A 26,164-nucleotide genomic window follows, 5' to 3' on the forward strand; every position below is an offset into this window, starting at 1 on the left:
CCCCGGGTGAGCGTCATCTTCGCAGTTCAGATGCCCATCCCGGGCGGTGACGAAAATGCGCCACCGGTGATCGGAGTCTCTGCACCGGTTCGGCGAGAGCGGCGTTGACGCTTCCGCAGCACTCACCGCCCAAAACCCAGACCGTCAGGCAAGCGGCGAAGCCGCTTCCTCTTCACCCCACCCGAGCAACCGGCACCGCCGCGGGTTCTGAGCGGCTCTCCGGCGAGGACGGCCACTCCGCCGTGCATTGGACATGCATCAGGAGTGGCACCCGCAGTCCGCAGAGCCGCTCAGGTTCCGCTACCCGCACCGCCGCGCAGAACGAGTGCGAACAAGAGATCAGGCTTCGGCTTCGAGCATCTCTGCTGTCACGGCTGATTCCGTGTCAGGTACGCCGAGTTCTCGGGCGCGCTTGTCGGCCATCGCCAGCAGCCGCCGGATGCGGCCGGCGACCGCGTCCTTGGTCATCGGCGGGTCGGCGAGCTGGCCGAGCTCCTCCAGCGACGCCTGGCGGTGGGCCAGCCGCAGCCGGCCGGCGACGGTGAGGTGGTCGGGCGCGTTCGGGCCGAGCAGGTCCAGGGCCCGTTCGACGCGGGCGGCCGATGCGACGGCCGCGCGGGCCGACCTGCGCAGGTTCGCGTCGTCGAAGTTGGCCAGCCGGTTGGCGGTGGCGCGGACCTCGCGCCGCATCCGCCGCTCCTCCCAGGACAGCACGCTGGAGTGCGCGCCGAGCCTGGTCAGCAGGGCCCCGATGGCGTCGCCGTCGCGGACCACGACGCGGTCCGCACCGCGCACCTCGCGCGACTTGGCCGACACCCCGATCCGCCTTGCCGAGCCGACCAGCGCCAGCGCGGCTTCCGGTCCGGGGCAGGTGACCTCCAGGGAGGACGACCTGCCGGGCTCGGTGAGCGAGCCGTGGGCCAGGAAGGCGCCGCGCCACGCGGCTTCGGAGTCGCAGGAGCCGCCGGAGACCACGTGCGCGGGCAGCCCGCGCACCGGACGTCCGCGCGGGTCGAGCAACCCGGTCTGCCGGGCGAGCCCTTCGCCGTCCTTCACCACGCGCACCACGTACCGGGTCCCCTTGCGCAGGCCGCCGGAGGTGATCACGTGCACGTCGGAGTGGTGCCCGAACAGCTCGTGGACCTCCTTGCGCAGCCTGCGCGCGGTGGATCCGCTGTCGAGTTCGGCCTCGACCACCACCCGGCCGGCGACGATGTGCAGTCCGCCGGCGAAGCGCAGCAACGACGAGACCTCCGCTCGTCGGCAGCACGTCTTGCTCACCGACAACCGGCTCAACTCGTCCTTGACCGCCGCGGTCATCGCCACTGGTCCGTCCTCCTCTCCAGTGCGGCCCGCAGGCTCGCCGCGAGCGCCTGCGGGTCGTGCCGTCCCGGCACGGCGGGCGCGGCGATCTTGTCCAGCAAGGTCCAGGCGCCCAGGCCCGAGGCCGCCGAGCGCAACCGGTCCGGAGTGGGCACCGAGTCCGCATCGGCCAGCACGGCGTCGACCTTCAGCCGGGGCGCGTGTTGCGAGAGTACGTCCAGGTGTTGTTCGGGCGAGAAGCCCGCCGTCTCACCCGGCTGAGGGATGAGGTTGAGCACCACGAAACGCCGTGCGGACGTGGTCACCAGAGCCTCGTGCAGCTCCGGGACCAGCAGATGTGGCAGGACGCTGGTGAACCAGGAGCCGGGTCCGAGCAGCACCAGATCGGCGTGGGTGACGGCCTCCACGGCCTGCGGGCACGCCGTCGGGGGACCATCGCCGTTCGCGTGCAATCGCACTTGTTTCACTCGACCGGGTGTACTCGCGAGAGCGACCTGGCCTCGAATGGTGCGCACGGCCTCCGGATCGGAGTCCAAACCGACGACGTCGCCGATCATGTCCAGCGGCCGAGTCGACATCGGGAGCACGCGTCCCCGCACGCCGAGGAGCTCGCAGGCGTGGTCGAGCACCTCGACCGGGTCCTCCAGCACCTCCAGCAGACCGGCGAGCAGCAGGTTGCCGACCGCGTGCCCGGCCAGCGCTCCTGAACCGCCGAAGCGGTGCTGGAACACCCGCGACCACACCTGTTCCCGTTCCCCGTCGTCGGCCAGCGCCGCGAGTGCCTTGCGCAGATCGCCGGGTGGCAGCAGACCGAGCTCGCGGCGCAGCCTGCCCGAGGACCCGCCGTCGTCGGCGACCGTGACCACGGCCGTCACGTCGGAGGTGATCCGGCGCAGCGCCGCCAATGACGCCTGCAGCCCGTGCCCGCCGCCCAGGGCGACCGCGCGGAGTGGCCGGTCCTCGCCCGTCACTCGCGCCCCAGGTCCCGGTGGACCGTCTTGACCATCATCCCGTCGTCCTCGGCGAGCCTGCGCGCGAGTTCCTCGACCAGCGCGACGCTGCGGTGCTTGCCCCCGGTGCAGCCCAGCGCCAGCGTCAGGTAGCGCTTGCCCTCCCGGTGGTAGCCGGCGCCGACCAGCCGCAGCAGCTGCTGGTAGCTGTCCATGAACTCCTCGGCGCCCTCCTGGCCGAGCACGTAGTTGCGCACCTCGTCGTCGAGGCCGTTAAACTCGCGCAGCTCGGGGATCCAGAACGGGTTCGGCAGGAAACGGCAGTCCATGACCAGGTCGGCATCCATCGGCAGGCCGTACTTGTAGCCGAAGGACAGCACGGTCACCCGCGTGCGGGTGCTGGCCTCGGTGCCGAAGGCGTCCTCTATCTTGCTGCGCAGCTGGTGCACCGACAGGCCGGTGGTGTCGAGCACCAGGTCGGCTTCCGAGCGCAGCCGCGACAGCAGCGAGCGCTCGGCGGCGATGCCGTCGGCAAGCCGGCCGTCCGCCTGCATCGGGTGACCGCGCCGCACCTGCTCGAAGCGGCGGATCAGCACCTCGTCGGTGGCCTCCAGGAACAGCACCTTCGGCTTGTAGCCGCGGGCGTCGAGGTCCTTGATCACCGAGCCGAGGTCTTCGGTGAAGGCGCGGCTGCGCACGTCCATCACCACCGCGACGCGGGTTATCTGGCCGCTGGAGCGGGCGCCCAGCTCGACCATGGTGGCGATCAGTTCCGGCGGCAGGTTGTCCACCACGAACCAGCCGAGGTCCTCCAGGCACTTGGCCGCGGTGCTGCGGCCGGCTCCGGACAGGCCGCTGACGACCGCGACCTCGATGCCCGAATGCTCGTCACTCACTTTGTTCCCCTCGTTCTCCGGCTGTCCCTTCGGCCAGCGCCGCGTGAACGGTTTCCGCGGTGTTGCGGCCGATCCCGGGTACCGCCACGATGTCCTCGACCGATGCCTGGCGAAGCTTCTTCACCGAGCCGAAGTGCTTGAGCAGCGCCGCGCGACGAGTCTCGCCCAGACCCGGGATGGCGTCCAATGTGGAGCTCGTCATCCGCTTGCCGCGCTTGGACCGGTGGTAGCTGATGGCGAAGCGGTGCGCCTCGTCGCGCACCCGCTGCAACAGGTACAGCGCTTCGCTGTTGCGCGCCAGGATCACCGGATCGGGGTCGGCGGGCAGCCACACCTCTTCGAGCCGCTTGGCCAGGCCGATCACCGCGACGTCGGTGATGCCCATCTCGGTCAGCGCGTCGGCGGCGGCGTTGGCCTGCGGCCCGCCTCCGTCGATGACCAGCAGGTTCGGCGGGTAGGCGAACTTCTTGGGCCGTCCGGTGTCCGGGTCGATCCCGGACGGGGCGTCGGCTCCGTCCCCCCTCGCCCCCTCCTTCGCGGTTTCGCTGAGGTAGCGGGCGAACCGGCGGCGCACGACCTCGTCGATCGAGCCGACGTCGCCACCTTCGGCGCCTTCCCGGACCTCGAACCGGCGGTACTCGGACTTCCGCGGCACGCCGTCCTCGAAGACCACCAGCGAAGCCACCACGTCGCTGCCCTGCACGTGGCTGACGTCGATGCACTCGATGCGCAGCGGTGGGGTGTCCAGCGCGAGCGATTCCTGCAGCTCCTGCAGCGCCGCCGAGCGCGCGGTGAGGTCACCGGCGCGGCGCAGCTTGTACTGCTGGAACGCTTCCTTGGCGTTGCGCTCCACCGTTCCCATCAGCGCACGCTTATCACCGCGCTGCGGAACGCGCAGGCTGACGCGACTGCCGCGCAGCTCACCGAGCCAGCCGGCGATGGTCTCGGAGTCCTCGGGGAGATCGGGCACCAGCACCTCGCGCGGCACCGGACTGCCACCGGCGTCGGCCTGATCGGCCAGCGCGGCCTGCTCTCCGTAGAACTGGGTGAGGAACTGCGAGGTGAGCGCGGCGGTGTCGGTCTGCTCGAGCTTGTCGATCACCCATCCGCGCTGGCCGCGAACACGGCCGCCGCGGATGTGGAAGACCTGCACGGCTGCGGCGAGCTCGTCCTCGGCGAAGGCCACCACGTCGGCGTCGGTGCCGTCGCCGAGCACCACCGCCTGCTTCTCCATCGCGCGGCGCAGCGCTTCGAGGTCGTCGCGCAGCCTGGCGGCGCGCTCGAACTCCAGCTCCGCCGAGGCCGCCTGCATCTGCTTGTCGAGCTTGCGCATCAGCTGGTCGGTCTGGCCCGCCAGGAAGTCGCAGAAGTCCTCGACGATCCCGCGGTGCTCCTCGGCGCTGACCCGGTCCACGCACGGCGCCGAGCACTTGCCGATGTAGCCGAGCAGGCACGGGCGGCCGATCTGCGAGTGCCGCTTGAACACCCCTGCCGAGCAGGTGCGCGCCGGGAACACCCGCAGCAGCAGGTCGAGGGTCTCGCGGATCGCCCACGCGTGGGCGTAGGGGCCGAAGTAGCGCACGCCGCGCTTGCGCGGGCCGCGGTAGACGTGCAGCCGCGGGTACTCCTCGTGCAGCGTCACCGCCAGCACCGGGTAGGACTTGTCGTCGCGGTAGCGCACGTTGAACTTCGGGTCGTACTCCTTGATCCAGGAGTACTCCAGCTGCAGGGCCTCGACCTCGGTGCCCACCACGGTCCACTGCACGCCGGTCGCGGTGGTGACCATCTGCCGGGTGCGCGGATGCAGCCCGGCGAGGTCGGCGAAGTACGAGGAGAGCCTGCTGCGCAAGCTCTTCGCCTTGCCGACGTAGATCACGCGCCCGGTGGCGTCGTGGAAGCGGTAGACGCCCGGGGCGTCCGGGATCGTGCCTGGTGCTGGTCGGTAGGTGGACGGGTCGGCCACGCCACCAGCCTACGTGCGAGCCCCGACGCACCTCGTCGGCGGCCGGTCACCACACCGGGTGCGGTTGCGGGCACACTGGGTGGTCCACGATCTTCGCACGCACCGCCGGGAGGTCACCGTGAACTACACCCACACCAGTCACGATCGAGGCCCCGATCGATCCGCCCCCGACCGCGCCGCGCTCGCCGAGGTGGGACCGGGCGTGCACGCCTGGGTGCAGCCGGACGGCTCGTGGTGGATCAACAACGCCGGTGCGGTGATCACCGACGACGGGATCGTGCTGGTGGACACCTGCGCGACCGCGGTGCGAACCCGGCGGTTCCTGGAGGCGGTCCGCGCGGTGGGCGGCGAGGCGCCGATCCGCTTCGCGGTCAACACGCACCTGCACGGCGACCACACCCACGGCAACGCGCTGCTACCCGATTCCACCGCGGTGGTGGGGCATCTCGCGACCCGCGACGGCATCCTCGCCGACACCCTGCTCACCGCGACGCCACCGGTCTGGGAACCCGTGCCGCAGTGGGAGATCACCGAGCACCGCGCACCCTCGGTGGTGCTGCGGGACTCGCTGACCCTGCACGTCGGCGACCGCGCCGTCGAGCTGCACCACCCGGGTTTCGCCGCCCACACGCCCGGGGACGTCGTCGCGTGGGTGCCGGACGCGGCCGTGCTGTTCAGCGGCGACCTGCTGTTCCACAGCGTGACACCGCTGGTGTTCATGGGTTCGGTGGAAGGCGCGCTGAAATCCCTGGAATGGCTCGCCGGATTCCGCCCCACCGCGGTTGTTCCGGGCCACGGGCCCACGTTCCCCGGCTCCGCGCTCCCCCGCGTCCTCGAGGACCACGCGCGCTACTACCGCTTCGTCCTGGACATCGCGCGCAAGGGCCGCACCGACGGGCTCAGCCCGTTGGAGGCCGCGAAGCGCTGCGGCCTCGGCGAATTCGCGAACTGGCCGGACGCCGAGCGCATCGTGCTCAACCTCCACCGCGCCTACGCCGAGGCCGACGACCGCGACGTGGACCTCACCGAGGCCTTCGCCGACACCCTCACCTACAACGGCGGGCCCCTGCCGACCCACGTCTAGGAACTGGGAGTGCGGTCCCCAGGAGCGGAACCCGAGCGGCTCCGCGGACTCCGTGCGCCGCTCCTCGTGCAGGTCTGATCGACGGCGTCGCGGCGCACTCGCCACGAAGCCGCTGCTGTGCCGGTTGCTCGGGTGGTGGAAGGAGAACGCGGCTCCGCGGCGTCCTTGAAGACCGCTCAGAGCTGGCGCGGGAGGCGTTCGGCGACCGGGGCGAGGGTGACCGGGAGCGCCGGGAGGGTTTGGTACCAGTAGGCCGTCGAGGAGACGTCGTCCGAGCGCTTGTTGGCGTGGCCGTGCTCGATGGTCGCCCTGATGGAGCGGTCGAAGACGATCGGGTCCTCGACGTGGAAGCGGTAGTAGGAGACCTGACCGCTCCAGTTCTCGCCGCCAGCCATCGTGATCCCGTGGTAGGGCCCGTGGAACTCCTGGTCCGGGCACCACGCGGTGTTGAAGTAGTCCTCGGTCCCGGTGCCGTGCAGGCGGGGCGGCCAGGGTTCTCCGTCGATGAAGAACATGTCGTCGCCTTCGCCGTACCAGTTCCACTCGGTGGTCTCGCGCAGGTTGTGCACGTTGAGCACGGTGCCGACGTAGTGCCCGCGTCCTTCGGCCTCCAGCATCACGAAGTTGCCCGCGCCGTCGGTGTTGTGGCCGCCGAAGAGGAACTCCTCGTTGGTCTGGTCGCCCTGCGGGACGCCGTCGGTGGGGTTCTGCCGCCGCCACTGGGCGTGGAAGTAGGCCAGTTCGGGGTCGGCTTCGCCGTAGCTCTCGTAGTCGACGTAGAAGTAGAACGTCACGGGTTTGACGGTCATCTCGCTGATCAGCTCGACGCGGGCGCGGCCGGCGAAGGGCATCGCGAACCAGCAGTTGAAGCCCTTGCCGTCCTGCGGGCTCATCTGCAGCGGCGCGGAGCTGAAGTTGGCGCTGTGGGCGTGGCCGACGCCGAAGAAGTCGCCCAGCGGCACCAGCACGGCCGGGTGCGGCTGGTCGTCCCAGGTGATGCGCAGGACGAGCCGTCGCAGGTGGTCGGCTTCCAGCTCGACCGGTTCACCGACGTGGTCGAGTGCGACGGTGCACCAGATGTGGGTGATCACCCCGGGCCCGGTGATGTCGGCGAGCAGCCGCGTCTCGCCGGGCATGACGCGCACGTTGTCCTGGTTGCCGCCGGAGGTGTCCCAGCTCGACACCCTGCCGCGGCGCGTGGCGCGCAGCCGCGGCAGGTCCCTCAGACTGCTCCCGAAATCCCCGTAACCGGCCACAGTGGCTCCCCCATCAGCAGGCAGCGGTGTCGTTGATCACTGTCTACCATCCCGGGCGGCCTCAGCGGCCGGGTTTCACGAAGTCGGCGGCGTGTAGTTCTCGATGCGACGCAACAGCTTCCGGATGCGGGCGCCGTAGATCGGCGAGAGGGCGTACCCCGGGTAGCTGGCGAACCAGCTGGCGCTGCCGAGGCTGACGGCGTCGGCACCGGCCCAGAAGTACTCGCGGCAGTCGTCGAAGCTGCGGATGCCGCCGGTGGCGATGATCGGCAGGGTCACCTCAGCGTCGCGCAGTTCCTTGACCACCCGCAGCCCGATCGGCTTGATCGCGCGACCGGACAGACCGCCGAAGCCGTTGTTGAGCAGCGGGGTTCCGGTCTCCGGGTCGAGGCGCAGGCCCTTCACGGTGTTGATCGCGGTCAGCGCGGACACGCCGTGCTTGGCGGCGAGGCGCGCGTGGCCGATGTAGTCGTAGTCGGGCGAGAGCTTGAGGATCACCGGGTGGTCGCTGCGCGGCACGGCCTCGGCCAGCACCGATTCGATGATCTGGTTGAAGTCGAAGTTGACGTTGTGGCAGGAGACGTTGAACTCCAGCGCCGCGATCTCGCCGACCGGAACGGCGGCGTTGACCTTGTCGACCAGCGTCACGAACTCCTCGGCGGAGAAGCCGCCGACGGACATGATCGTGTTCTGCGCGCGGGTGCGCGGGTAGTAGTCGCGCAGGTAGGCGTCGATGCCGACGTTGCACCAGCCGAAGGCGTTGAGCCAGCCGCCGTCGACCTGCCGCAGGGCCTGCCCGTAGCGCTTGAGCAGACTGGGCAGCTCGCGCAGCTCCCAGTCGTCCTTGGTGGTGAAGTGGCCTTCCCGCGGTTCGACGGTGACCGTGCGGGTGGTGACGGCGCCGAAGCGCTCCAGCGGCACGAAGTTCGAGATGGGGCTCATGCCGTAGGCCATGACCTTGGCGTTGGACACGCCGTAGCCGAGCAGGCTGGACGAGGTGACCAGGCGGTTGCGCAGCTTGATGTCACCGAGCCGCACACCAGGTTCGGCGCTGTCGTCGCGCACCAACCGAAGGTTGCGCTCCTGGGCCAAGCTCACGATCTCCTCCTGCGGCACCCCGGTCGGCCCCGATGACCGACGAACGGCCGCGGCCCGTGCGCCGCCGACCGACCACCGCCCATTGTCCCCCACGACCGGCGATGTCCCCATGCGGGTTCGCACACAGTCCCCGGAGCGCGTTTGCTCATCGAACGCTGATCATGTTCGATTGAACACGTGGAGAGTTCAGAACGGAGCCAAATCATCATCGAACGGCTTCGCCAGGCCGAACGGGTGACGGTCGCCGAGCTGGCGGCGGCGACCAGCTGCTCGGAGATGACCATCCGCCGCGACCTCGACCAGCTCGCCGAGGAAGGCGTGCTGCGGCGGGTGCGCGGCGGCGCGGTGAGCTTCCTGCGAGGCCAGTCCGCCCCGTTCTCGCTGCGGGAACGCGACTCGGTGGAGGTCAAGCGCAGGCTGGCCGTCGAGGTGGAGTCGCTGATCGCCGACGGCGAGTCGGTCATCCTCGACAGCGGCTCCACGACCCGGGAGGTCGCGCGGCGCCTGGCCGAGCGCCGGGTCACCGCGATCCCGCTGGACATGCACGCGGCGAACGCCCTGTCCAACGCCGCCGAGGTGACCCTGCTGCTGCCTGGTGGCAGGGCGAGGCCGGGCGAGCTGTCCTTCGTCGGCCACCTGACTGGGACATCGCTGCGCGCGCTGCGGGTCGACACCACCGTGCTCGGGGTGTGCGGCCTGTCGGCGGAGCGCGGCTTGACCGCGCACGACCTGGAGGAGGTCCCGATCAAGAACGCGGCAGCGGACGCGGCGCAGCGCGTCATCGCGGTGTGCCACGGTGCCAAGTTCGCCCGCACCGGGCTGGGTTTCGTGTGCCCGGTGACGAGCCTGGACGTTGTGGTGACCGACGGCAGCGCGCCCACCGAGATGCTCGCGGAGCTGGAGGCAGCCGGAGTGGAGGTCCGCGTTGTCTGACACGCTCTCCGCGCCAGCCGTTGCCGACCGCCGCGCTCGCTGGGGAGTGATCGGCTACTTCGTGGCCACGGGCGCCGCGCTGGGCACCTGGACCTCGCGGATCCCGGCGATCAAGCAGGACCTGGAGCTCGACGCAGGCCAGGTGACGGTGGCGCTGTTCGCGATCGCCGTGGGCTCGGTGCTGGCGATGCAGGTCGTCGGGCACCTCGCCGACCGCTTCGGCAGCGCCCGCGTGCTCGGGCCCGCCGGGCTGGCGATGGCCGCGAGCCTGCTGGTGCCGGGTTGCGCGGGTTCCCTGCCGGTGCTGGTGGGCGGCCTGGTGCTGTTCGGCGCCGGGCACGGCGTGGTGGACGTCGCGATGAACGCGCACGCGATGCAGGTGCAGCGGCGCTACTCCCGGCCCATCGTGATCACCTTCCACGCGCTGTTCAGCGTCGGCGGTCTGCTCGGATCCGGCGTCGGGGCGGTGGCCGCGCAGCTGAGCACGCCGGTGTCGCTGCACTTCACGCTGGCCGCGGTCGCGCTGGCGCTGCTGGTGGAGACCTCGCGCCGGCGGCTGCTGCCCGCCGAACCGCACGAGGCGGCCGAGCGGAGCCGTGCTCGCGGCATCTCGCCGGCGATCCTGCTGCTGGGCGTCCTGGCGTTCAGCTGCTCGCTGGGCGAGGGTTCGATGGCCGACTGGTCACCGCTGTACCTGCACGACGAGCTGCGGACGAACCCGGCGATCGCGGCCGTCGGCTACGCGGTGTTCTCCACGATGATGGCGATCTGCCGCTTCCTCGGCGACCACCTGGTGGCCCGCTTCGGCCCGGTCGTCCTGGTCCGCACCTGCGGTCTGATCGCGGGTGTCGGCATGGGCGCAGGACTGCTGGCACATCACCCGGTGGCGGCGATCATCGGCTTCGCGCTGTTCGGCATAGGCTTGTCCTGCATCATCCCGCAGGTCTTCAGCGCTGCCGGTTCCCGGGACCCTGCCCGAGCGGGCCGCGACCTCGCCCAGGTCAGCACCCTCGGCTACGGCGGTCTGCTGGCCGGGCCGGTCGTCATCGGCGTCATCACCCACTGGACCGACCTCACCACAGCCCTCCTCATCCCGGCCGCGTTGGCCCTCGTGGTGGCCCTCGCAGCCCCGATCGTCCGCCCCCGCCCCGAGGGGTTGTGACCGGATTTCAATGGAACTCGGGTCCCCGATTTCAATGGAGATCCGGGTCATGAGCCATTGGAATCCGGTCACCTCAGGGGGCGGGTGGGGCGGCGTGCCGTGGGCATCGGGTGCGACCACAATGGTCGGTGAACGTTTCCGAACTTCTAGGAGCACTTTCGTGAGCAACGAGAAGCCCGTCGTCGAGGCCCCCACCGGCGAGCCGCCGGCAGACCTGGTGATCGAGGACCTCATCGTCGGCGACGGCGCGGAGGCCAAGGCCGGTGACAAGGTGGCCGCGCACTACGTGGGCATTTCGCACAGCACCGGCGAGGAGTTCGACGCCAGCTGGAACCGCGGCACGCCGCTGGAGCTCCAGCTCGGCGCCGGCATGGTCATCGAGGGCTGGGACCGCGGCCTGCAGGGCATGAAGGTCGGCGGTCGCCGTCGCCTGTCCATCCCGCCGCACATGGGCTACGGCCCGCGCGGCGTCCCGGGCGTCATCGCCCCCAACGAGACCCTCATCTTCGTCTGCGACCTCGTCTCCGCAGGCTGACGCCCCAACGACCCGGATCACCCAGGCGTTCAGGTCCCAGATCACGGCGGTGATCCGGGTTCCTCCCGCACCGGGACCCGGATGGCGGACGACGTGAGACCCCGGTGATCACCACGATCACCGGGGTCTCACCACTCCGAGATCCGGACGCCAACGACCAGGTACCGGCACACCGCGGCAATCCGGGTTCTTCCCGCACCGGGACCGGGTGCGGATGTGGGAAAACCCGTGTTCTCGCAGATCACCGGGCGGGTTCCGGGGTTAAGCGTCGACTGTGCGGCGGAGTTCTCGTAGGCGGCGCATTGCGATGACCGCGTGGTCGCCGTCGGTGGCCTGGACCGCCATGATCGGGACGTACTCGTCCTCGGGCAGTTCCACCCGCGCCCACGGGGCTCCGTCGGGGAAGGTGACGCCCTGCACCAGCTGCCACGGGATGCGCTGGGTGCCGATGATGTTGCGGACCTCCAGGCCGTCGGCGTCCGCGCGCAGCCGCGGCCTGGTCAGCAGCATCACGCCGGAGGCCAGCAGCAGGCCGAGCACACCCATCGCGATCTGGTCCGAGAGGTTGAACACCACACCGGTCGGGGTGCTCCGCAGCAGCGTTCCGACCAGCGCGAACACCACGACCAGCAGGACCGCGATCGGGATCGCCACCCGGCGCACCTTGCGCGGCCGGACCACCACGGCTTCGGCGCTCACAGGAACCCCCTGCCACCATCCGCGCCGCCGCGCAGTTCGCGCAGCACCAGCGCGGTCTCCAGCGCCGCCGCGGTGGCCTCGAAGCCCTTGTCCTCGACCGAGTCGGCGAACCCGGCGCGGGCCTCGGCCTGCTCCAGGGTGTCGCAGGTCAGCACGCCGTTGCCGACCGCCGTCGACTCGTCCAGCGACACCCGCGTCAGGCCCTGGGTGACCGAGTCGCACACGTACTCGAAGTGCGGGGTGCCGCCGCGGATGACCACACCCAGCGCGACCACGGCGTCGTGCGAGTGCGCGAGCTGCTGGCAGACCACCGGCAGCTCCACCGAGCCCGGCACGCGAGCCACGGTCGGCTCGGCGATGCCAGCCTGCTTGGCCGCCTCCACCGCGCGGTCGAGCATCTGGTCCACCAGCCGCTCGTGCCAGCGGATCGCCGCGATGCCCACCTTCAGCTCGCCAGCCTCGGGCACGCTGACCCGCGGCCTTCCTTCCCCACTCATCGCCTGTTCCGCCTCTCGCTGTTCCGCCTCTCAGCAGTGGTCGCGCCCCGGCGGACCTAGCGCGCGGAGGTCGCTGCGCCGCAGTCCTCCGAGGTGCGGTTCGACGTCATGCCGTCACGCCGGTGTCACCGCTGATCGAGGAGTCCTCGCCGTCGTCCAGATTGTCCAGCACGTGGCCCATGCGGTCGCGCTTGGTCCGCAGGTAGCGGATGTTCTCCGGGTTCGGGCGGACGGGCAGCGGCACGCGGTCGACGATCCGCAGGCCGTAGCCCTCCAGACCGATCCGCTTGGCGGGGTTGTTGGTCAGCAGCCGCATCGACTTGACGCCCAGGTCGCACAAGATCTGGGCTCCCTGGCCGTAGTCGCGGCTGTCCACCGGCAGGTCCAGCGCGACGTTGGCGTCGACGGTGTCGGCGCCGTCGTCCTGCAGCTGGTACGCCTGCAGCTTGTGGATCAGCCCGATGCCGCGCCCCTCGTGACCGCGCATGTAGAGCACCACGCCGCGCCCTGCCGCGGCGACCTTCTCCATCGCCGCGTCCAGCTGGGGGCCGCAGTCGCAGCGCAGCGAGCCGATGACGTCGCCGGTCAGGCACTCGGAGTGCACCCGGACCAGGATGTTCTCGCCGTCGCCGATGTCGCCGTAGACCATCGCCAGGTGCTCGATGCCGTCGAGCGTGCTGTCGTAGCCGACGGTCCGGAACGTGCCGTGCACGGTGGGGATGCGGGCCTCGGCGACGCGCACCACCTGCTTCTCGAAGCGGCGGCGGTAGGTGATCAGGTCGGCGATGGTGATCAGGGCGAGGTCGTGCTCGTCGGCGAAGACCTCCAGCTCGTCGCGGCGCGCCATGTCGCCCTCGGACTTCTGGCTGACGATCTCGCACAGCGCACCGGCCGGACGCAGCCCCGCCAGCCGCGACAGGTCCACCGACGCCTCGGTGTGCCCGGGACGGCGCAGCACGCCGCCATCGCGGGCCCGCAGCGGCACCACGTGCCCGGGGCGCGTGAGTCCCTTCGGGGTGGCTTCGGCGTCGGCGAGCACGCGCAACGTCTTGGCGCGGTCGGCCGCGGAGATGCCGGTGGTCACGCCCTCGGCCGCGTCCACCGTGACCGCGTAGGCGGTGCCCTTGCGGTCCTGGTTGGAGTGGTACATCGGCGGCAGGTCGAGGCGGTCGCAGTCCTCGGCGGGCATGCCGACGCAGATGTAGCCCGACGTGTAGCGGACCATGAACGCCACCAGCTCCGGCGTCGCCTTCTCGGCTGCGAAGATCAGGTCGCCCTCGTTCTCGCGGTCCTCGTCGTCCACGACGATCACCGGCTTGCCGGCCGCGATATCGGCCAACGCCCGCTCGATGGTGTCAAACTTCTTCGTGCTCACCGTTTCCGCAACCTCGTCCTCGGGGTTCATCGCGCCTCCCTGATGCCGCCATTGTCCCCCGTCACCGCGGGTGCACCATGGTCGCGCCCGGCCAGCTGAGCTGCGGAGAGCCGTTCCAGGTGCTTGGCCAGCACATCCACCTCGATGTTCACTTCGTCACCTGCGGCGCGTCGGCCGAGGGTGGTCAGCTCCTTGGTGGTGGGGATCAGCGCGACGGAGAACCGCGCGGGCTCGCCGTCGGTGATCTCGGCGACCGTCAGGGACACGCCGTCGACTGTGATCGAGCCCTTCTCCACCAGGTAGTGCGCGAGGTTCCCGGGCAGGTCGAAGGAGGTCAGCCCGGTGGCCTCGTCGGTGTCGCGCAGGACGGCGGTGCCGTCCACGTGACCCTGCACGATGTGCCCGCCCAGGCGCTCACCCAACGCCATGGCGCGTTCGAGGTTGACCCGCTCACCTGCGGCGATGTGCTCGAGCGAGGAGCGGCGCAGCGTCTCGGAGACCACGTCGACGGTGAACGCGCCGCCCTCGGTGCTGACCACGGTGAGGCAGACGCCGTTGACCGCGATCGAATCGCCGTGCCTGGCGTCCTGGGTGACCACCGGACCACTGATGGTCAGCCGCGAGCCGTCCTCAAGGGGCTCCACGGTCTCGATGGTGCCGAGTTCCTCGACGATCCCGGTGAACACTGCTGCTGCCTCCTGCCTGCCCTCGCGGTCGCACCGGACTCAGTCCCGCGGGACCGCGCTGATCCGGACGTCCGGGCCACTCATCGTCGTCTCTTCGATACGCAACCGCCATGCCTGCGAGATGCTTCCCACGCCCGCACTTCCCAGCGCGGCGGGCCCCGCTCCCAGCAGGGCCGGTGCGACGTAGGCCAGCACGCGGTCGACCAGGCCCGCTTCCCAGAAGGCGCCCGCCAGGGTCGGCCCGCCTTCCAGCAGCACGTCGACCACTCCTCGTCCGGCCAGTTCGGCAAGGGCCGCGGCAGGGTCACCGCCGGGCAGCCGGAGGGTCTCGGCGGCGTCGTCGAGGACCCGCGCCCGCGGTGGGATCTCGCGGTCGCCGATGACCACCCGCAGCGGTTGCCGGTCCAGCAGGTTCCCGTCCGGATCGCGGGCGGTGAGCTGCGCGTCGTCGGCGAGGATCGTGCCGGTGCCCGCGATGATGGCGTCCATCGCCGCGCGCATCCGGTGCACCTCGGCCCGGGACTGGGCTGAGCTGATCCACTTGCTCGTGCCGTCCGCGGCCGCTGAACGTCCGTCCAATGTGGCCGCGTACTTCCACGTCACGTGGGGCCGTCCGGTGTGGACGAAGTGCAACCAGGCCCGCAGCGGGCCTTTCGCGACCTCGTCGGCGAGAAGACCACTGTGGACATCGACCCCGGCGTTTCGCAGCACCTCGTCCCCACCGGAGGCCGAGGGGTTCGGGTCGGAGGCGGCGTGCACCACTCGGGCCACCCCGGCTGCCCGCAGCGCGTCGGCGCACGGCGGGGTGCGGCCGGTGTGCGCGCAGGGTTCGAGGGTGACCACGGCGGTGCCTCCCTCGGCGCGGGTTCCGGCTTCGCGCAGGGCGTTGACCTCGGCGTGCGGGCCGCCGGGCGGGCTGGTCGCGCCGACTCCGGCGACCTCGCCGCGCGCGTCGAGGACCACGCAGCCGACCGGCGGGTTCGGGCTGGTGGTACCGCGAACCCGCTCGCTGGCCGCGATCGCGGCGCGCATCGCCCGAACTTCGACCTCAGCGGTCATGGCGTGCTCCTCGGGCGATGCGCGGTGGTGGTGATCAGGCCCGGGCGTGGGTGAAGGCCGGGTGGGCGGTGGCGCGCAGCGCCTCGATGGCCTGGGCGGGGTCTTCGGCGTTGTAGACGGCCGAGCCCGCCACGAAGCAGTCCACCCCGGCTTCGGCGGCCTGCTCGATGGTCTCGGCGTTGATGCCGCCGTCGATCTCCACGAGCAGCTTCAGGTGCCCGGTGTCGACCAGCTGGCGGGCCTTGCGGGCCTTGTCCAGGACCTCGGCCATGAACTTCTGGCCGCCGAAGCCCGGCTCCACCGACATCACCAGCAGGGTGTCGTAGTGCTTGAGGACCTCGACGTAGTCGTCGAAGTTCGTGCCCGGCTTGATCGCCAGACCGGCCTTGGCACCCGCGGCGCGCAGGTCCTTGGCGAGGTTGATCGGGTCGTGGGCGGCCTCGACGTGCACGGTGACGTTGTGCGCGCCGGCCTCGGCGTAGCCCGGCGCCCAGCGGTCCGGGTCGTCGATCATCAGGTGGCAGTCGATCGGGATGTCGGTGGTCTTTAGGATCGACTCCACGACCGGCAGGCCCAGCGTGAGGTTCGGGACGAAGTGCGCGTCCATCACGTCGACGTGGAGCCAGTCGGCCCGCCTGCCGGGTTCTCCGCCCACGGCGGAGATCTCTTCGGCGAGCCGGGCGAAGTCTGCGGAGAGGATGGAAGGCGCGATCATCGGCTGGTTCGACACATGCGCGAGTTTAGATCCCTCGCGGCCGCGTCGGGCTCACGCCCTCCTCCGATGGCGGCATCCCCGTGACGAGTGGTCGCCAGGCCCACCTTTCTCGGTCAAGCCGCCTTCTTGCGGTTGATCGCGTAGTAGGCGATGCACAGGACGACCAGGAACGGCACGCCTGCCTTCCACGCGGTGTTGAACTGCTCGGTGAACGGTGTCGTGAGCAGCACAGCCGCGACGAACAGCATCGCCAGCACGGTGGTCACCGGGGCGCCGGGCAGCCGGACAGGGGAGGGGCCCAGGCCCTGCGCGGTGCGGTGACGGCGGAACACCAGGTGCGAGGCGAAGATCATCAGCCAGACCAACAGAGCCGCGAACAGCGCCAGGCCGATGAGCAGCGGGAACGCGCTCTCCTCCGTGACCACCGCCAGCACGGCGGCCAGCGCCAGGCCCGCTGCCGACAGCACCAGCGCGCGGCGCGGGACGCCGTTGGCGCTGACCCCTCCGAACCACCGGGGCGCGTAGCCGTCGAGCGCGAGCGAGTGCGTCATGCGGGCGGTCAGGTACAGGTTGGTGTTCATCGCGGACAGCGCTGCGGTGAGCACCACGAAGTTCATGATCCCGGCCGCCGCTGGGATGCCGACCATGCTGAACAGGCGCACGAACGGGCTCTGCGTGACGTCCCCGGACGAGGAGATCTGGTCCCACGGCAGGATCGAGACGACCACGAGCATGCCCATCACGTAGAACAGCGCGAGCCGGAGCACGGTGCTGCGCGCGGCGCGCGGGACGTCGCGGGCGGGGTCGCGGGATTCGGCGGCGGTCATCGACACGGCCTCGGTGCCCAGGTAGGAGAAGGTGACCACGGTCAGCGCGAGCCACACCGCGCCGAGCCCGTTGGGCAGGAAGCCGCCGTGCTCGGTCAGCGCCCCGACTCCGGCGGGCGCGTGCCCGGGCAGGCCGAAGACGATGTAGACCACGCCGAGCACCACGAACACGACGATGGTGACGACCTTGATCATGGCGAACCAGTACTCGAACTCGCCGAAGAAGCGAACGGCGGCGAGGTTGACCGCCAGCATCACCACGGAGAAGCCCACGACCGGCACCCACAGCGGCAGCTGCGGGTACCAGAACTGCAAGTAGAGACCGGCGGCGATGACCTCGCTGCCGATGTTGACCACTTGCGCGGCCCAGTAGATCCAGCGCGAGATGAATCCCGGCAGGCCGCCGAGGTATTCGCGGATGACCGCGCCGAAGCCACCGGCTTCGGGGTGCACCACGATCATCTCGGCCAGCGCGTAGGCGAGCGCGAGCGCGGCGAAGGCGGCCACGGCGTAGGCGATGATCACCGCGGGTCCTGCGATGGAGATCGCCAGGCCCGATCCGAGGAACAGCCCCGTCCCGATGGCGCCACCGATGGCGATCATGCCGACCTGGCGCCCGGAGAGGGCCCGGCGCAACCCGGACCGCTGGGCCGGTGCGGTGTCGTCTACCACCTGAACTGCCTCCTGCTCGTCGCCGATCTGCTCGGACGTCCGAGCACCTTACGACGCGCTGCGGACCTCCGGCCCCGAGGTTGCCGAAGCGTTGCCTACCGCTCCCCGGAACCCCACCAGCGCGGCGCCCTCCCCGGCAGGGCAGTTCCCGTCTGAACTGACCCGGCGAGAGCGACGTCGAACATGGCGGTTCGGGCCCGGACCCCGTTGCCCACAGCACGCACCTAGCGCGGGAGGGTCAGGTCGATCGGGGTGGACTCCTCCACGGAGCGGCTGACGGTGCAGTACTTCTCGATGGCCCGCTGGACGGCGTCCAGGAGCTTGTCGCGGTTCTCGACGCCGTCGAGCTCCGCCTCCAGCGCGACCTGGATCTCGGCGAACTTGTGCTCGTCCTCGGGGTTCTTGGTCCGGTCGGCCCTCGCGACCAGCTGGGCGTCCTCGCCGATCCGCCGGACGAGGAGGTTCTCGCTGGTCACCACCGAGCACGCGGCCACGGCGGCGAGCAGCAGCTCGCCGGGGGTGAACGCGCCGGGCGCACCGTCGCGACCCACGGCGACCTCGGCGCCGCGGGAGTTGGTCGCGGTGAACGTGTGCTGACCGGTGCGGGTCACTTCAACCGGAGTGGAGGACATTCGAACCACCTGTCGTCGGATCGCGGGGCCGCCCAACCTTCATCGAGCCCACCTGCCCCGGTCAACCGGACGACGCTCGACGGTGTTCCGCCTGAGACGACGCTCTCAGTCCTCGCCGATGTCCTCGTTCCACAGCAGCGGACGAGCGGCGATGAAGTCGGCCATCATCCGGGTGCAGGCGTCGTCGTCGAGGACCACCACGTCCACTCCGTGCTCGGCGAGCCAGTCGTGGCCGCCGTGGAAGTTGCGGGCTTCGCCGATGACGACGCGGCCGATGCCGAACTGCCTGATCAAGCCGCTGCAGTACCAGCAGGGCGAGAGCGTGGTGACCATCGTGGTGCCGCTGTAGGAGCGCTGCCGCCCGGCGTTGCGGAAGGCGGCCGTCTCACCGTGCACCGACGGGTCGTCGTCCTGCACGCGCCGGTTGTGCCCGCGCCCGAGCACCTCCCCGCCCGCACCGATCAGCGCGGCTCCGATGGGGATCCCACCGGAGGCCAGGCTCGCTTCGGCCTCCTCGACGGCGACCTGCAACCACTCGCGGTAGTCCACGGACGCTCCTTCGTCAGACCTGGAACAGCGCGCAGAACATCGCGTCCGTGCCGTGCTTGTGCGGCCAGAGCTGGACGCCGGGCCCATCTCCGAGGTCGCGCACGTCCGGGAAGTGCTCGCGTGCGTCGAGCTGGGTGACGCCGGTGCGGCGCACGACGTCGGCGACCACGCCTTCGGTCTCGGGCAGGTGCGGCGAGCACACGACGTAGCCGACGATGCCGCCGGGCCGGGTGAGCCCGATCGCGGAGATCAGCAGTTCGCGTTGCAGCTTGGTCAGCTCTCCGACGTCGCCGGGCTGACGCCGCCAGCGCGCCTCCGGACGTCGTCGCAGCGCGCCCAGCCCGGTGCAGGGCGCGTCGACCAGCACGCGGTCGAAGCCGGGTTCCAGTCCGGGATCGCGGCCGTCGCCGGTGTGCACGGTGACCGACAGACCGTCGGTGGCCTTGCGCACCAGCTCGGCGCGGTGCGGCGCCTGCTCGACGGCGTCGAGCGTGCCGCCGTCGAGGGTGACCAGCGCACCCAGCAGCGCGGCCTTGCCGCCGGGGCCGGCGCACAGGTCGAGCCAGCGCAGGTCGGAGCCCTCGATCTCGGGGCGGGTGACGGCGAGGCTGGCGAGCTGGCTGCCTTCGTCCTGGACGGCGGCGAAGCCCTCCTGGACCGGTTCCAGGTCGCCCGGGTCTCCGGCACCGGCCTCCAGCCGCACGCCGTAGGGCGAGTAGGGCGCGGGGTCGCCGCCGGTGATGGCGGCGAGCTCGTCGGCGCTGATCTCGCCGGGTCGCGCGGTCAGGTGCACGGCCGGGCGGGCGTCGTCGGCGGCCAGGGCGTCTTCGAGCTCGTCGAGCCCGAGTGCGTCGGCGAACGCCCGCGCGATCCACTTCGGATGCGCGTGCTTCATCGCCAGGTAGCCGACGGGGTCCTCGTCCTGGTTCGGGGCGAGCTTGTCGACCCACCCCTGCTCGTCCAGCTCGGTCGCGCGCCGCAGCACCGCGTTCGCGAAACCGGACATCTTGGAACCGTTCTCGAACCGCACGATGTCCACGGTGGACGCGACGGCGGCGTGCGCGGGGATCCGGGTGCGCAGGACCTGGTAGACCCCGACGCGCAGCGCGTCCAGCAGCTTCGGGTCCATCTCGGACAGCGGGCGGGTGCTGCACTCGCCGATCACCGCGTCCAGCAGACCCTTCGCGCGGCAGGCGCCGTAGGTGAGCTCGGTGGCCAGCGCCGCGTCGCGTCCGGAGATGCGGCGCTGCTTGAGCAGCGGCGGCAGCGCCAGGTTCGCGTAGGCGTCGCGCTCGCGGACCGCGCGCAGCGTCTCCACCGCCACCAGCCGCACCGGGTCGACCTCCACCGGTCGCGGGTTGGGCTTGCGCTGCGGCGGGCGGGCCTTCGACGGGCGGGAGGGCCGTCGGCGGCGTTCAGTCACTGGAGCTTTTCTCCTTGCTCGATGCGTGTTCCGCGGGCCCAGTCGGTGGCGGCCATGCGCTTCTTGCCCGCCGCCTGCACCTCGCCGAGCGCGACCGCGGTGGTTCCGGTGCCGACCAGCACCCATCGCTTCTCGGCCTTGATCTCGCCCGGCGGGAGCTGCTCGTCGGTGACGGTGACGGGGCCGAGCTTGAACCGCTCCTCCCCCAGCAGCGCCCAAGCCCCGGGCTCGGGGGTGACGGCGCGGACGAGCCGGTCGACGGCGGCAGCCGGTGCGGTGAAGTCGACCCTGGCGTCGTCGACGGTGACCTTCGGCGCGTAGCTGACGCCGGTGGTCGGCTGCTCCTCGGCGCGGACGCTGCCGTCCTCGATGCCGTCGAGGGTGGCGGCCAGCAGCCCCGCACCCGAGATCGAGAGGCGTTCCAGCAGTTCACCGGAGGTGTCGGTGCCTCGGATCTGCTCGGTGACCACGCCGAAGACGGGTCCGGCGTCGAGCTCGCGGACGATGCGGAAGGTGCTGGCGCCGGTAATCTCGTCGCCGTGCCGGATCGCGGCCTGCACCGGCGCGGCACCGCGCCACGCGGGCAGCAGCGAGAAGTGCAGGTTGACCCACCCGTGCTCGGGGATCGACAGCGCTTCCTCTCGCAGGAGCGCCCCGTAGGCGACGACCGGGCAGCAGTCGGGGTCGATCTCGCGCAGTCGCGCCAGGAACTCCGGTTCGGAGGCCTTCGCGGGGGTGAGCACTTCGATGCCGTGCTCGTCGGCGAGCGCCCCGACGGGCGAGCGCACGAGCTTGCGGCCCCGGCCTGCGGGAGCGTCCGGGCGGGTGACGACGGCGGCGACCTCGTGCCGGTCGGAGTCGATCAGCGCCTGCAGCGAGGGCACGGCGGGCGCGGGTGTTCCGGCGAAGACGACGCGCATCGTCAGCGGCCTCCGAACAGCGGGTGCGGGTTCTGCTTCATGACCGGGACGTCTCCGTCGAACCAGGACGCCTGGCGGATCTCGCGCATCGCGGCCTTGCGGGTCTCCTCGTCGAGGCGGTCGAGGAACAGCACGCCGTCGAGGTGGTCGGTCTCGTGCTGGATGCAGCGCGCCAGCAGGTCGGTGCCCTCGACCTCGATCGGTTCGCCGTGGGCGTTCCAGCCCCGCGCGACGACGTGCTGGGAGCGCAGGCAGTCCCAGGACATCCCGGGGATCGACAGGCAGCCCTCGGGCCCGAGCTGGCCGTCGTCGCCGACGGCGGTCCAGGTGGGGTTGATGAGGTGCCCGGCGAAGCCGTCGCAGTGGTAGGTGAACACGCGCAGGCTCACGCCCAGCTGGGGAGCTGCCAAGCCGGCGCCGCCCTGGTCCTCCATGGTGTCCCAGAGGTCCTTGATGAGGGTGCGCAGCTCCTTGTCGAAGTCGACCACCTCGTCGGCCTTGGTGCGCAGGACGGGGTCGCCGAAGAGTCTGATCGGCTGGACGGTCACCTGGTCTCCCTGAAACGTCGACTACGACCTGACGAGTCTAGTCGTCGGACGCGGCGACACCGGGGAGGCTCTCGATGCTGCGCGCGAACGGCCGGCTGCGAGGGTCGGAGGACCCCCGCAGCCGGCCGCGCGCGGCCGTCAGGGCGTGGGCACGACCACTCCCGCGGCCCCTCCACCACGTCGGCTGGGTTCGGCGGCGGCCAGCCAGCGCCCGTCCGGGAGGAGTTCGACGCCGGTCGCGGCGCCGATCTCGTCGGTGGAGTCAAACCGGTGCCCGAGGGCTTCGAGCTTCGCCGCTTCGGGTTGGGACAGGAAGCCGGGCTCGGCGTCGGTGGTGGCGCTGTTGCGCTGCGAGGCTCGGGGCTCGGCGATCGCGTCGACCAGCGACTGCCCCCGGTCCAGCCGCCCGGTGAGCGTCTGCAGCACGGTGGTGATGATCGTGGATCCGCCGGGGCTGCCGACAGCCAGCACCGGCTTGCCGTCCTGCAGCACGACCGTCGGGCTCATCGAGCTGCGCGGCCGCTTGCCCGGCCCCGGCAGGTTCGGGTCCGGCACACCGGGGCTGACCGGGGTGAAGCTGAAGTCGGTGAGCTCGTTGTTGAGCAGGAATCCGCGGCCAGGCACCACGATGCCGCTGCCACCGGTCTGCTCGATGGTCAGCGTGTAGGACACGATGTCGCCGCTGGCGTCGGCCACGGTCAGGTGCGTGGTGTTGGGGCCCTCGTACGGCTCGCCGTCGCCTCGGCCGCCGTCGCAGCCCTGCGGCGACCCCGGATCACCCGGTGCCGCCGGGGCAGGGAGCACGGCGTCGTCGCTGATCAAGCATGCGCGGGAGGCCGCGAACTCGTCGCTGAGGAGTTCTTCGGTGGGCACCTCGGAGAAGGCGGGGTCGCCGACCCACCGGTTGCGGTCGGCGAAGCCGAGCTTGCTGGCCTCCAGGTAGCGGTGCAGGTAGCCGGTCTTGTCGGCGGCGGCGAGGTCACCGCGTTCGAGGATGTTGAGCGCTTCGCCGACGGTGGTGCCGCCGGATCCTGAGGGGGCCATGCCGTAGACGTCGTAGCCCCGGTAGTCGGAGTGCGTGGGCTCGCGGTCGATGACCTCGTAGTCCTCCAGGTCGGAGGCGGTCATCGCGCCGGGCCGGACCCTCAGCCCGGCGGCGGGGTCGACGGGCGGCTGGTTGACGGTGTTGACGATGTCGGCGCCGATGTCGCCGGAGTGCAGCGCCCGCACGCCTTCGGCCCCGAGCCGCCGGTAGGTCTCGGCGAGGTCGGGGTTGCGGTGCACGCTGCCGACGGCGGGCGGCTGACCGCCGGGGAGGAACAGCTCGCGCGTGGCGGGGAAGGCGCTGAAGCGCTCCTGGTTGTCGGCGGTCTGGGAGCGGAACGTCTCGTCGACGACGAAGCCCTCGCGCGCCAGCTCCTCGGCCGGCCGCAGGACCTCGCCGAGGTCCTGGCTACCCCACCGCTCCAGAGCGCGTTCCCAGGTCCGCGGCGTGCCGGGGACGCCGACGCCGAGCCCGCTGGTGACGGCCTCGTCGAACGGGATCGGCTGGCCGTTGTCCAGGAACAGGTCTTCGCGCGCCGATGCCGGTGCGGTCTCGCGGCCGTCGATGGTGTCGACCTCGCCGGTCGCGGAGTCGTAGTGCACGAAGAACCCGCCTCCGCCGATGCCCGCCGAGTACGGCTCGGTGACGCCCAGCGCGGCGGCGGTGGCCACGGCCGCGTCGGCGGCCGTGCCACCCCGGCGCAGCACGTCGAGGCCGACTCGGGTGGCGTCGGGATCGACGCTGGAAACCGCGCCGCCGAAACCGACGGCCTCGGCCTGCTTCGCAGGTTCGGGAGCGGCCTGCGCCACCGGTGCCACCAGCGCGCACACCCCGAGCACGCTCAACCCCACCCGCACACTCGATCCCATCGTCCCGAACCTCCTGGTTCCTCTGCTGTGTGGAGCGCGTCCCTGAACCGCTCGCCGCCCAATGGGATACCTCAAGATCGGTGCCCGGAGCCATGCTTCGCGACGATTCCGAGAACAGTTTCTCGCGAACCTGGCGAACGGCCCGTTCGCTTACCCCGACGAGGCGAACGGTCCTTGCACCGGTCGTCCGCGCGATCCGCCGCGGTTCGTCGGAGGGTGAGCAACAACGCGTCCGAGCGGGATTCGAGGTTCACCCCGCGCTGGTCACCGGATCTTCGATGATCACCCCACCGCGGCGTGCGGCGAAGGCGCGACGGAGCCGGTCGATGGAACCTCCACCCGCTCGACCCCAACGGGAGCCAACTGCACGCCGAGGCGGCACGGCTCAGAGAGCGCGAGGTCCGGCGAAGACTGACCGCGGCGTTCGGCGAACTGGAGCAACGACCGTCGTTCATCTCCAACGGCCACGTCGACCTGTTCGCGATCCCCGCTCAAGAAGCGGTTCGAGGGCGATCGGGGCCAACGGGCCGTTCGTCCGGCGCGGCGGGCGAACGGCCCGACCCGGTCAACCCCGCGGTGCCAGTGCCGCGTCGTGGTAGCGGCAGTTCGGCGCCCACAGCAGGAACGAGTTCATCCCGTTGCTGCGCGATGCGTCGATCTGGGCCGCGACCTCTCCTGGCCCGTAGGACACTCCGAGGCTGAAGTCCTGCAGCCAGGGGATGATCTGCACGTCAGTTCCCTCCACAGCCTTGCCGAACGCGGCCAGCGAGCGGGCCACGATGTCGTAGGGCTGACTGTTGGGGTCGCCGACGCCGAACTCACCGGCCGCCCAGTGCGACGGGTAGACCATCGGCGCGATGTAGTCGACGTACTGCGACATCTGCCGGACGTCCTGGGCGATCTCGGTAGGCCGGTCGACGGCGATGCCGAACACCGATGCGCCCAGCAGCGCGCCGCGCGAGCGGACCTCGGTCTGGGTCTGGCGCAGGAACTCCGCGATGGAGGTCTCCGGGGTGCCGACCAGGTTCGGGATGCGCATCTGCTCCATGTGGCCGTCCGGCCTGCGCACGTAGTCGTAGAGCACGTCGTCGAAGCCGAGCTGGGCCGCTTCGGCGGCGATGTCGACGTTGTACTGGCGCACCACCGGGTCGGCGAAGTTGGTGAAGGCGAACTGCCCGTAGCCGCTCGACCAGGGCGAGCCGCCCGAGGTCTGCACGACGCGTTCGGGGTGGCCGCTGTTCCAGGAGGCCGCGCCGAGCACCGGGTCCTTGAACGCCACGAGCCTGCCGACGACCCGCACGCCCATGCCGTGCAGCTGGTCGAGCGCCTGGCGCGCGTTGTAGTAGCCCTTGACGGCACCGATCTGGTGGGCCATCGGGACCGCGGAGTCGTAGACGACCTCGCCGCTCTCATCCTTGAGGTCGAGCTCGACGGTGTCGATCTTGCCCTGGCGGGCCATCTCCAGGATCGGCTCGCGCAGCGAGGCGCTGGTCCAGGCCATGCCGGTGACGTGCACCGCGCGCATGCCCGGGTGTTTGATGTGGACGGTCATGACCCGCTCGGCCCGGTTGCCCGCCACGTCGGCGGCGACGACCTTGACCTCTCGGTCCGGCTTGTCGACCACGACGCTGAACGCACCCTGCGGGTCGGTCTTGACCTGCTTGCCCGCGACCTCGACGCGGTCGGCTCCGCGGGCCTTGCCGTTGACGGTCACCGGGCGGTTGGGACCTTCCGGCCGCAGCGAGTCCTCGACTTGGAGGTCCGGTGGCGTGCTGTCCACAGTGAACTCGTGACTCGTGGTGTCTGAACCGAGCCAGGAGATGCTGCGTGGGGCGTCGACGACCAACTCGTGCGGGCCATCGGGCAGACCGGTGGGAGCCAGGGACAAACCGCCCGGGACCTGCCGCGCCGCGATTTCCCGCCCGTCGACCGTGACCTTGGCGTTGCTCACGCCCTGGATGCCGACTTCGGCATTGGTGTTCACCGGCTGCGCCAAACCGGTGATCTTCACGTCCTCAGTGGACAGTGCTCGTAACAGGAGGAAACCGAAGATCAGCACCAGCGCGGTACCGACTCCGATCACGACGTACTTGGGCATTCCGGCGCTGATGGCCTTGATGCGGGCGCGCGCTGAAGCAGCATCCGACATCGGTTTCGCCTCCCCGACTTAGGCGAACTCGCGCGGTGCACGAATTTCCTTGCTGGACAATTGGGTTCCGGTCGCTCCAGGCGTCCGGGAACCCACTGTCGCAGTCGGAACGGGCTAGATCAATTGGCCAGTTGGAGTATCCCGGAACCGGGACCTGATCTATACCGTTGGTCCCGATGTTGCCCTCCAGAACCACGGTTCGCGCCGCCGCTCTCGCGATGCTGCTCGCCTCCGCCGCGTGCAGCGCACCCGCCGCGCCCGCTCCCCCGCCTGTCTCTTATACCCAACGGACGCTGCGG

At 70.8% G+C, this 26,164-nt stretch carries 24 protein-coding genes; 4 read left to right on the plus strand and 20 right to left on the minus strand.

Going from position 1 to position 26,164, the window contains the following annotated elements:
- Positions 1–339: 339 nt before the first annotated feature.
- From whiA to uvrC, 4 genes are read right to left on the minus strand one after another with little or no spacing between them, the layout of a single operon-like run.
- A complete protein-coding gene (gene whiA / locus E1161_RS11615) occupies positions 340–1,326 on the minus strand; it encodes a DNA-binding protein WhiA (protein ID WP_132622499.1) in 987 nt (328 codons plus the stop codon).
- Positions 1,317–2,294, minus strand: coding sequence for a gluconeogenesis factor YvcK family protein (locus tag E1161_RS11620; protein ID WP_132622501.1), 978 nt, complete (start codon positions 2,292–2,294; stop codon positions 1,317–1,319). Before E1161_RS11620 ends, whiA begins: the two co-directional genes overlap by 10 nt.
- On the minus strand, positions 2,291–3,169 hold the full coding sequence (gene rapZ, locus E1161_RS11625) for an RNase adapter RapZ (RefSeq protein ID WP_132622503.1): 879 nt from the start codon (positions 3,167–3,169) through the stop codon (positions 2,291–2,293). The genes E1161_RS11620 and rapZ overlap by 4 nt, the downstream gene beginning before the upstream one ends.
- Complete coding sequence (gene uvrC / locus E1161_RS11630) at positions 3,162–5,132, minus strand: excinuclease ABC subunit UvrC (protein WP_132622505.1); 1,971 nt, start codon at positions 5,130–5,132, stop codon at positions 3,162–3,164. Before uvrC ends, rapZ begins: the two co-directional genes overlap by 8 nt.
- A gap of 118 nt (positions 5,133–5,250) precedes the next feature.
- On the opposite strand from uvrC, the gene E1161_RS11635 reads away from it, so the two are divergent.
- Positions 5,251–6,216, plus strand: coding sequence for an MBL fold metallo-hydrolase (locus tag E1161_RS11635; RefSeq protein WP_132622507.1), 966 nt, complete (start codon positions 5,251–5,253; stop codon positions 6,214–6,216).
- Between the two features lie 176 nt (positions 6,217–6,392).
- Here E1161_RS11635 and E1161_RS11640 read toward each other — a convergent pair whose 3' ends face one another.
- On the minus strand, positions 6,393–7,472 hold the full coding sequence (locus tag E1161_RS11640; protein WP_132622509.1) for a glycoside hydrolase family 172 protein: 1,080 nt from the start codon (positions 7,470–7,472) through the stop codon (positions 6,393–6,395).
- Between the two features lie 75 nt (positions 7,473–7,547).
- Positions 7,548–8,570 (minus strand): beta/alpha barrel domain-containing protein, encoded by a 1,023-nt coding sequence (locus E1161_RS11645; protein ID WP_235874954.1) that lies wholly within the window; start codon positions 8,568–8,570, stop codon positions 7,548–7,550.
- 177 nt (positions 8,571–8,747) lie between these two features.
- On the opposite strand from E1161_RS11645, the gene E1161_RS11650 reads away from it, so the two are divergent.
- The 3 genes from E1161_RS11650 to E1161_RS11660 all read left to right on the plus strand — a co-directional run bounded on the left by E1161_RS11650 (position 8,748) and on the right by E1161_RS11660 (position 11,200).
- Positions 8,748–9,503: a DeoR/GlpR family DNA-binding transcription regulator gene (locus E1161_RS11650; RefSeq protein WP_132622511.1), complete on the plus strand. Its 756-nt coding sequence runs from the start codon at positions 8,748–8,750 to the stop codon at positions 9,501–9,503.
- Positions 9,496–10,665, plus strand: coding sequence for an MFS transporter (locus E1161_RS11655; RefSeq protein ID WP_132622513.1), 1,170 nt, complete (start codon positions 9,496–9,498; stop codon positions 10,663–10,665). Before E1161_RS11650 ends, E1161_RS11655 begins: the two co-directional genes overlap by 8 nt.
- A gap of 160 nt (positions 10,666–10,825) precedes the next feature.
- On the plus strand, positions 10,826–11,200 hold the full coding sequence (locus E1161_RS11660) for an FKBP-type peptidyl-prolyl cis-trans isomerase (RefSeq protein ID WP_132622515.1): 375 nt from the start codon (positions 10,826–10,828) through the stop codon (positions 11,198–11,200).
- Between the two features lie 261 nt (positions 11,201–11,461).
- Here E1161_RS11660 and E1161_RS11665 read toward each other — a convergent pair whose 3' ends face one another.
- The 14 genes from E1161_RS11665 to E1161_RS11730 form a co-directional block, all read right to left on the minus strand.
- A complete protein-coding gene (locus tag E1161_RS11665; RefSeq protein ID WP_132622517.1) occupies positions 11,462–11,899 on the minus strand; it encodes a PH domain-containing protein in 438 nt (145 codons plus the stop codon).
- Positions 11,896–12,396, minus strand: coding sequence for a 6,7-dimethyl-8-ribityllumazine synthase (ribH, locus tag E1161_RS11670; RefSeq protein ID WP_132622519.1), 501 nt, complete (start codon positions 12,394–12,396; stop codon positions 11,896–11,898). Before ribH ends, E1161_RS11665 begins: the two co-directional genes overlap by 4 nt.
- A 106-nt stretch (positions 12,397–12,502) precedes the next feature.
- Complete coding sequence (locus E1161_RS11675; protein ID WP_132622521.1) at positions 12,503–13,801, minus strand: bifunctional 3,4-dihydroxy-2-butanone-4-phosphate synthase/GTP cyclohydrolase II; 1,299 nt, start codon at positions 13,799–13,801, stop codon at positions 12,503–12,505.
- Entirely contained in the window at positions 13,798–14,457 is a 660-nt protein-coding gene (locus E1161_RS11680) for a riboflavin synthase (RefSeq protein WP_132622523.1), read from the minus strand. The genes E1161_RS11675 and E1161_RS11680 overlap by 4 nt, the downstream gene beginning before the upstream one ends.
- Before the next feature lie 39 nt (positions 14,458–14,496).
- Positions 14,497–15,516, minus strand: coding sequence for a bifunctional diaminohydroxyphosphoribosylaminopyrimidine deaminase/5-amino-6-(5-phosphoribosylamino)uracil reductase RibD (ribD, locus tag E1161_RS11685; RefSeq protein ID WP_132622525.1), 1,020 nt, complete (start codon positions 15,514–15,516; stop codon positions 14,497–14,499).
- 34 nt (positions 15,517–15,550) lie between these two features.
- Positions 15,551–16,231 carry a ribulose-phosphate 3-epimerase gene (rpe, locus tag E1161_RS11690; RefSeq protein ID WP_132622573.1) on the minus strand — a complete coding sequence of 227 codons (681 nt, stop codon included), beginning with the start codon at positions 16,229–16,231 and terminating at the stop codon, positions 15,551–15,553.
- Between the two features lie 113 nt (positions 16,232–16,344).
- A complete protein-coding gene (locus E1161_RS11695) occupies positions 16,345–17,730 on the minus strand; it encodes an amino acid permease (RefSeq protein WP_132622527.1) in 1,386 nt (461 codons plus the stop codon).
- A 224-nt stretch (positions 17,731–17,954) separates the two neighbouring features.
- On the minus strand, positions 17,955–18,362 hold the full coding sequence (locus E1161_RS11700; RefSeq protein ID WP_132622529.1) for an OsmC family protein: 408 nt from the start codon (positions 18,360–18,362) through the stop codon (positions 17,955–17,957).
- 105 nt (positions 18,363–18,467) lie between these two features.
- Positions 18,468–18,911, minus strand: a complete 444-nt coding sequence (locus tag E1161_RS11705) for a nucleoside deaminase (protein WP_235874955.1) — start codon at positions 18,909–18,911, stop codon at positions 18,468–18,470.
- A 13-nt stretch (positions 18,912–18,924) separates the two neighbouring features.
- Positions 18,925–20,334, minus strand: coding sequence for an RsmB/NOP family class I SAM-dependent RNA methyltransferase (locus tag E1161_RS11710; RefSeq protein WP_132622533.1), 1,410 nt, complete (start codon positions 20,332–20,334; stop codon positions 18,925–18,927).
- Entirely contained in the window at positions 20,331–21,254 is a 924-nt protein-coding gene (fmt, locus tag E1161_RS11715; protein ID WP_132622535.1) for a methionyl-tRNA formyltransferase, read from the minus strand. The genes E1161_RS11710 and fmt overlap by 4 nt, the downstream gene beginning before the upstream one ends.
- Positions 21,255–21,256: 2 nt before the next feature.
- Positions 21,257–21,802 (minus strand): peptide deformylase, encoded by a 546-nt coding sequence (gene def / locus E1161_RS11720; RefSeq protein WP_132622537.1) that lies wholly within the window; start codon positions 21,800–21,802, stop codon positions 21,257–21,259.
- A 138-nt stretch (positions 21,803–21,940) separates the two neighbouring features.
- Positions 21,941–23,716 (minus strand): gamma-glutamyltransferase, encoded by a 1,776-nt coding sequence (ggt, locus tag E1161_RS11725; protein ID WP_132622539.1) that lies wholly within the window; start codon positions 23,714–23,716, stop codon positions 21,941–21,943.
- Between the two features lie 565 nt (positions 23,717–24,281).
- Positions 24,282–25,865, minus strand: a complete 1,584-nt coding sequence (locus E1161_RS11730) for a putative glycoside hydrolase (RefSeq protein ID WP_132622541.1) — start codon at positions 25,863–25,865, stop codon at positions 24,282–24,284.
- Positions 25,866–26,164 lie beyond the last annotated feature (299 nt).

Source organism: Saccharopolyspora aridisoli, from assembly GCF_004348445.1.
GTDB classification, from domain to species: domain Bacteria; phylum Actinomycetota; class Actinomycetes; order Mycobacteriales; family Pseudonocardiaceae; genus Saccharopolyspora; species Saccharopolyspora aridisoli.

What these genes read in the sequence shown, in the direction of transcription:
- ribH (WP_132622519.1), bottom strand. Translation starts at nt 12,396, where the DNA reads ATGAGTGGGGAAGGAAGGCCGCGGGTCAGCGTGCCCGAGGCTGGCGAG.
- E1161_RS11675 (WP_132622521.1), bottom strand. Translation starts at nt 13,801, where the DNA reads ATGAACCCCGAGGACGAGGTTGCGGAAACGGTGAGCACGAAGAAGTTT.
- ribD (WP_132622525.1), bottom strand. Translation starts at nt 15,516, where the DNA reads ATGACCGCTGAGGTCGAAGTTCGGGCGATGCGCGCCGCGATCGCGGCC.
- rpe (WP_132622573.1), bottom strand. Translation starts at nt 16,231, where the DNA reads ATGATCGCGCCTTCCATCCTCTCCGCAGACTTCGCCCGGCTCGCCGAA.
- E1161_RS11700 (WP_132622529.1), bottom strand. Translation starts at nt 18,362, where the DNA reads ATGTCCTCCACTCCGGTTGAAGTGACCCGCACCGGTCAGCACACGTTC.
- fmt (WP_132622535.1), bottom strand. Translation starts at nt 21,254, where the DNA reads ATGCGCGTCGTCTTCGCCGGAACACCCGCGCCCGCCGTGCCCTCGCTG.
- ggt (WP_132622539.1), bottom strand. Translation starts at nt 23,716, where the DNA reads ATGGGATCGAGTGTGCGGGTGGGGTTGAGCGTGCTCGGGGTGTGCGCG.
- E1161_RS11730 (WP_132622541.1), bottom strand. Translation starts at nt 25,865, where the DNA reads ATGTCGGATGCTGCTTCAGCGCGCGCCCGCATCAAGGCCATCAGCGCC.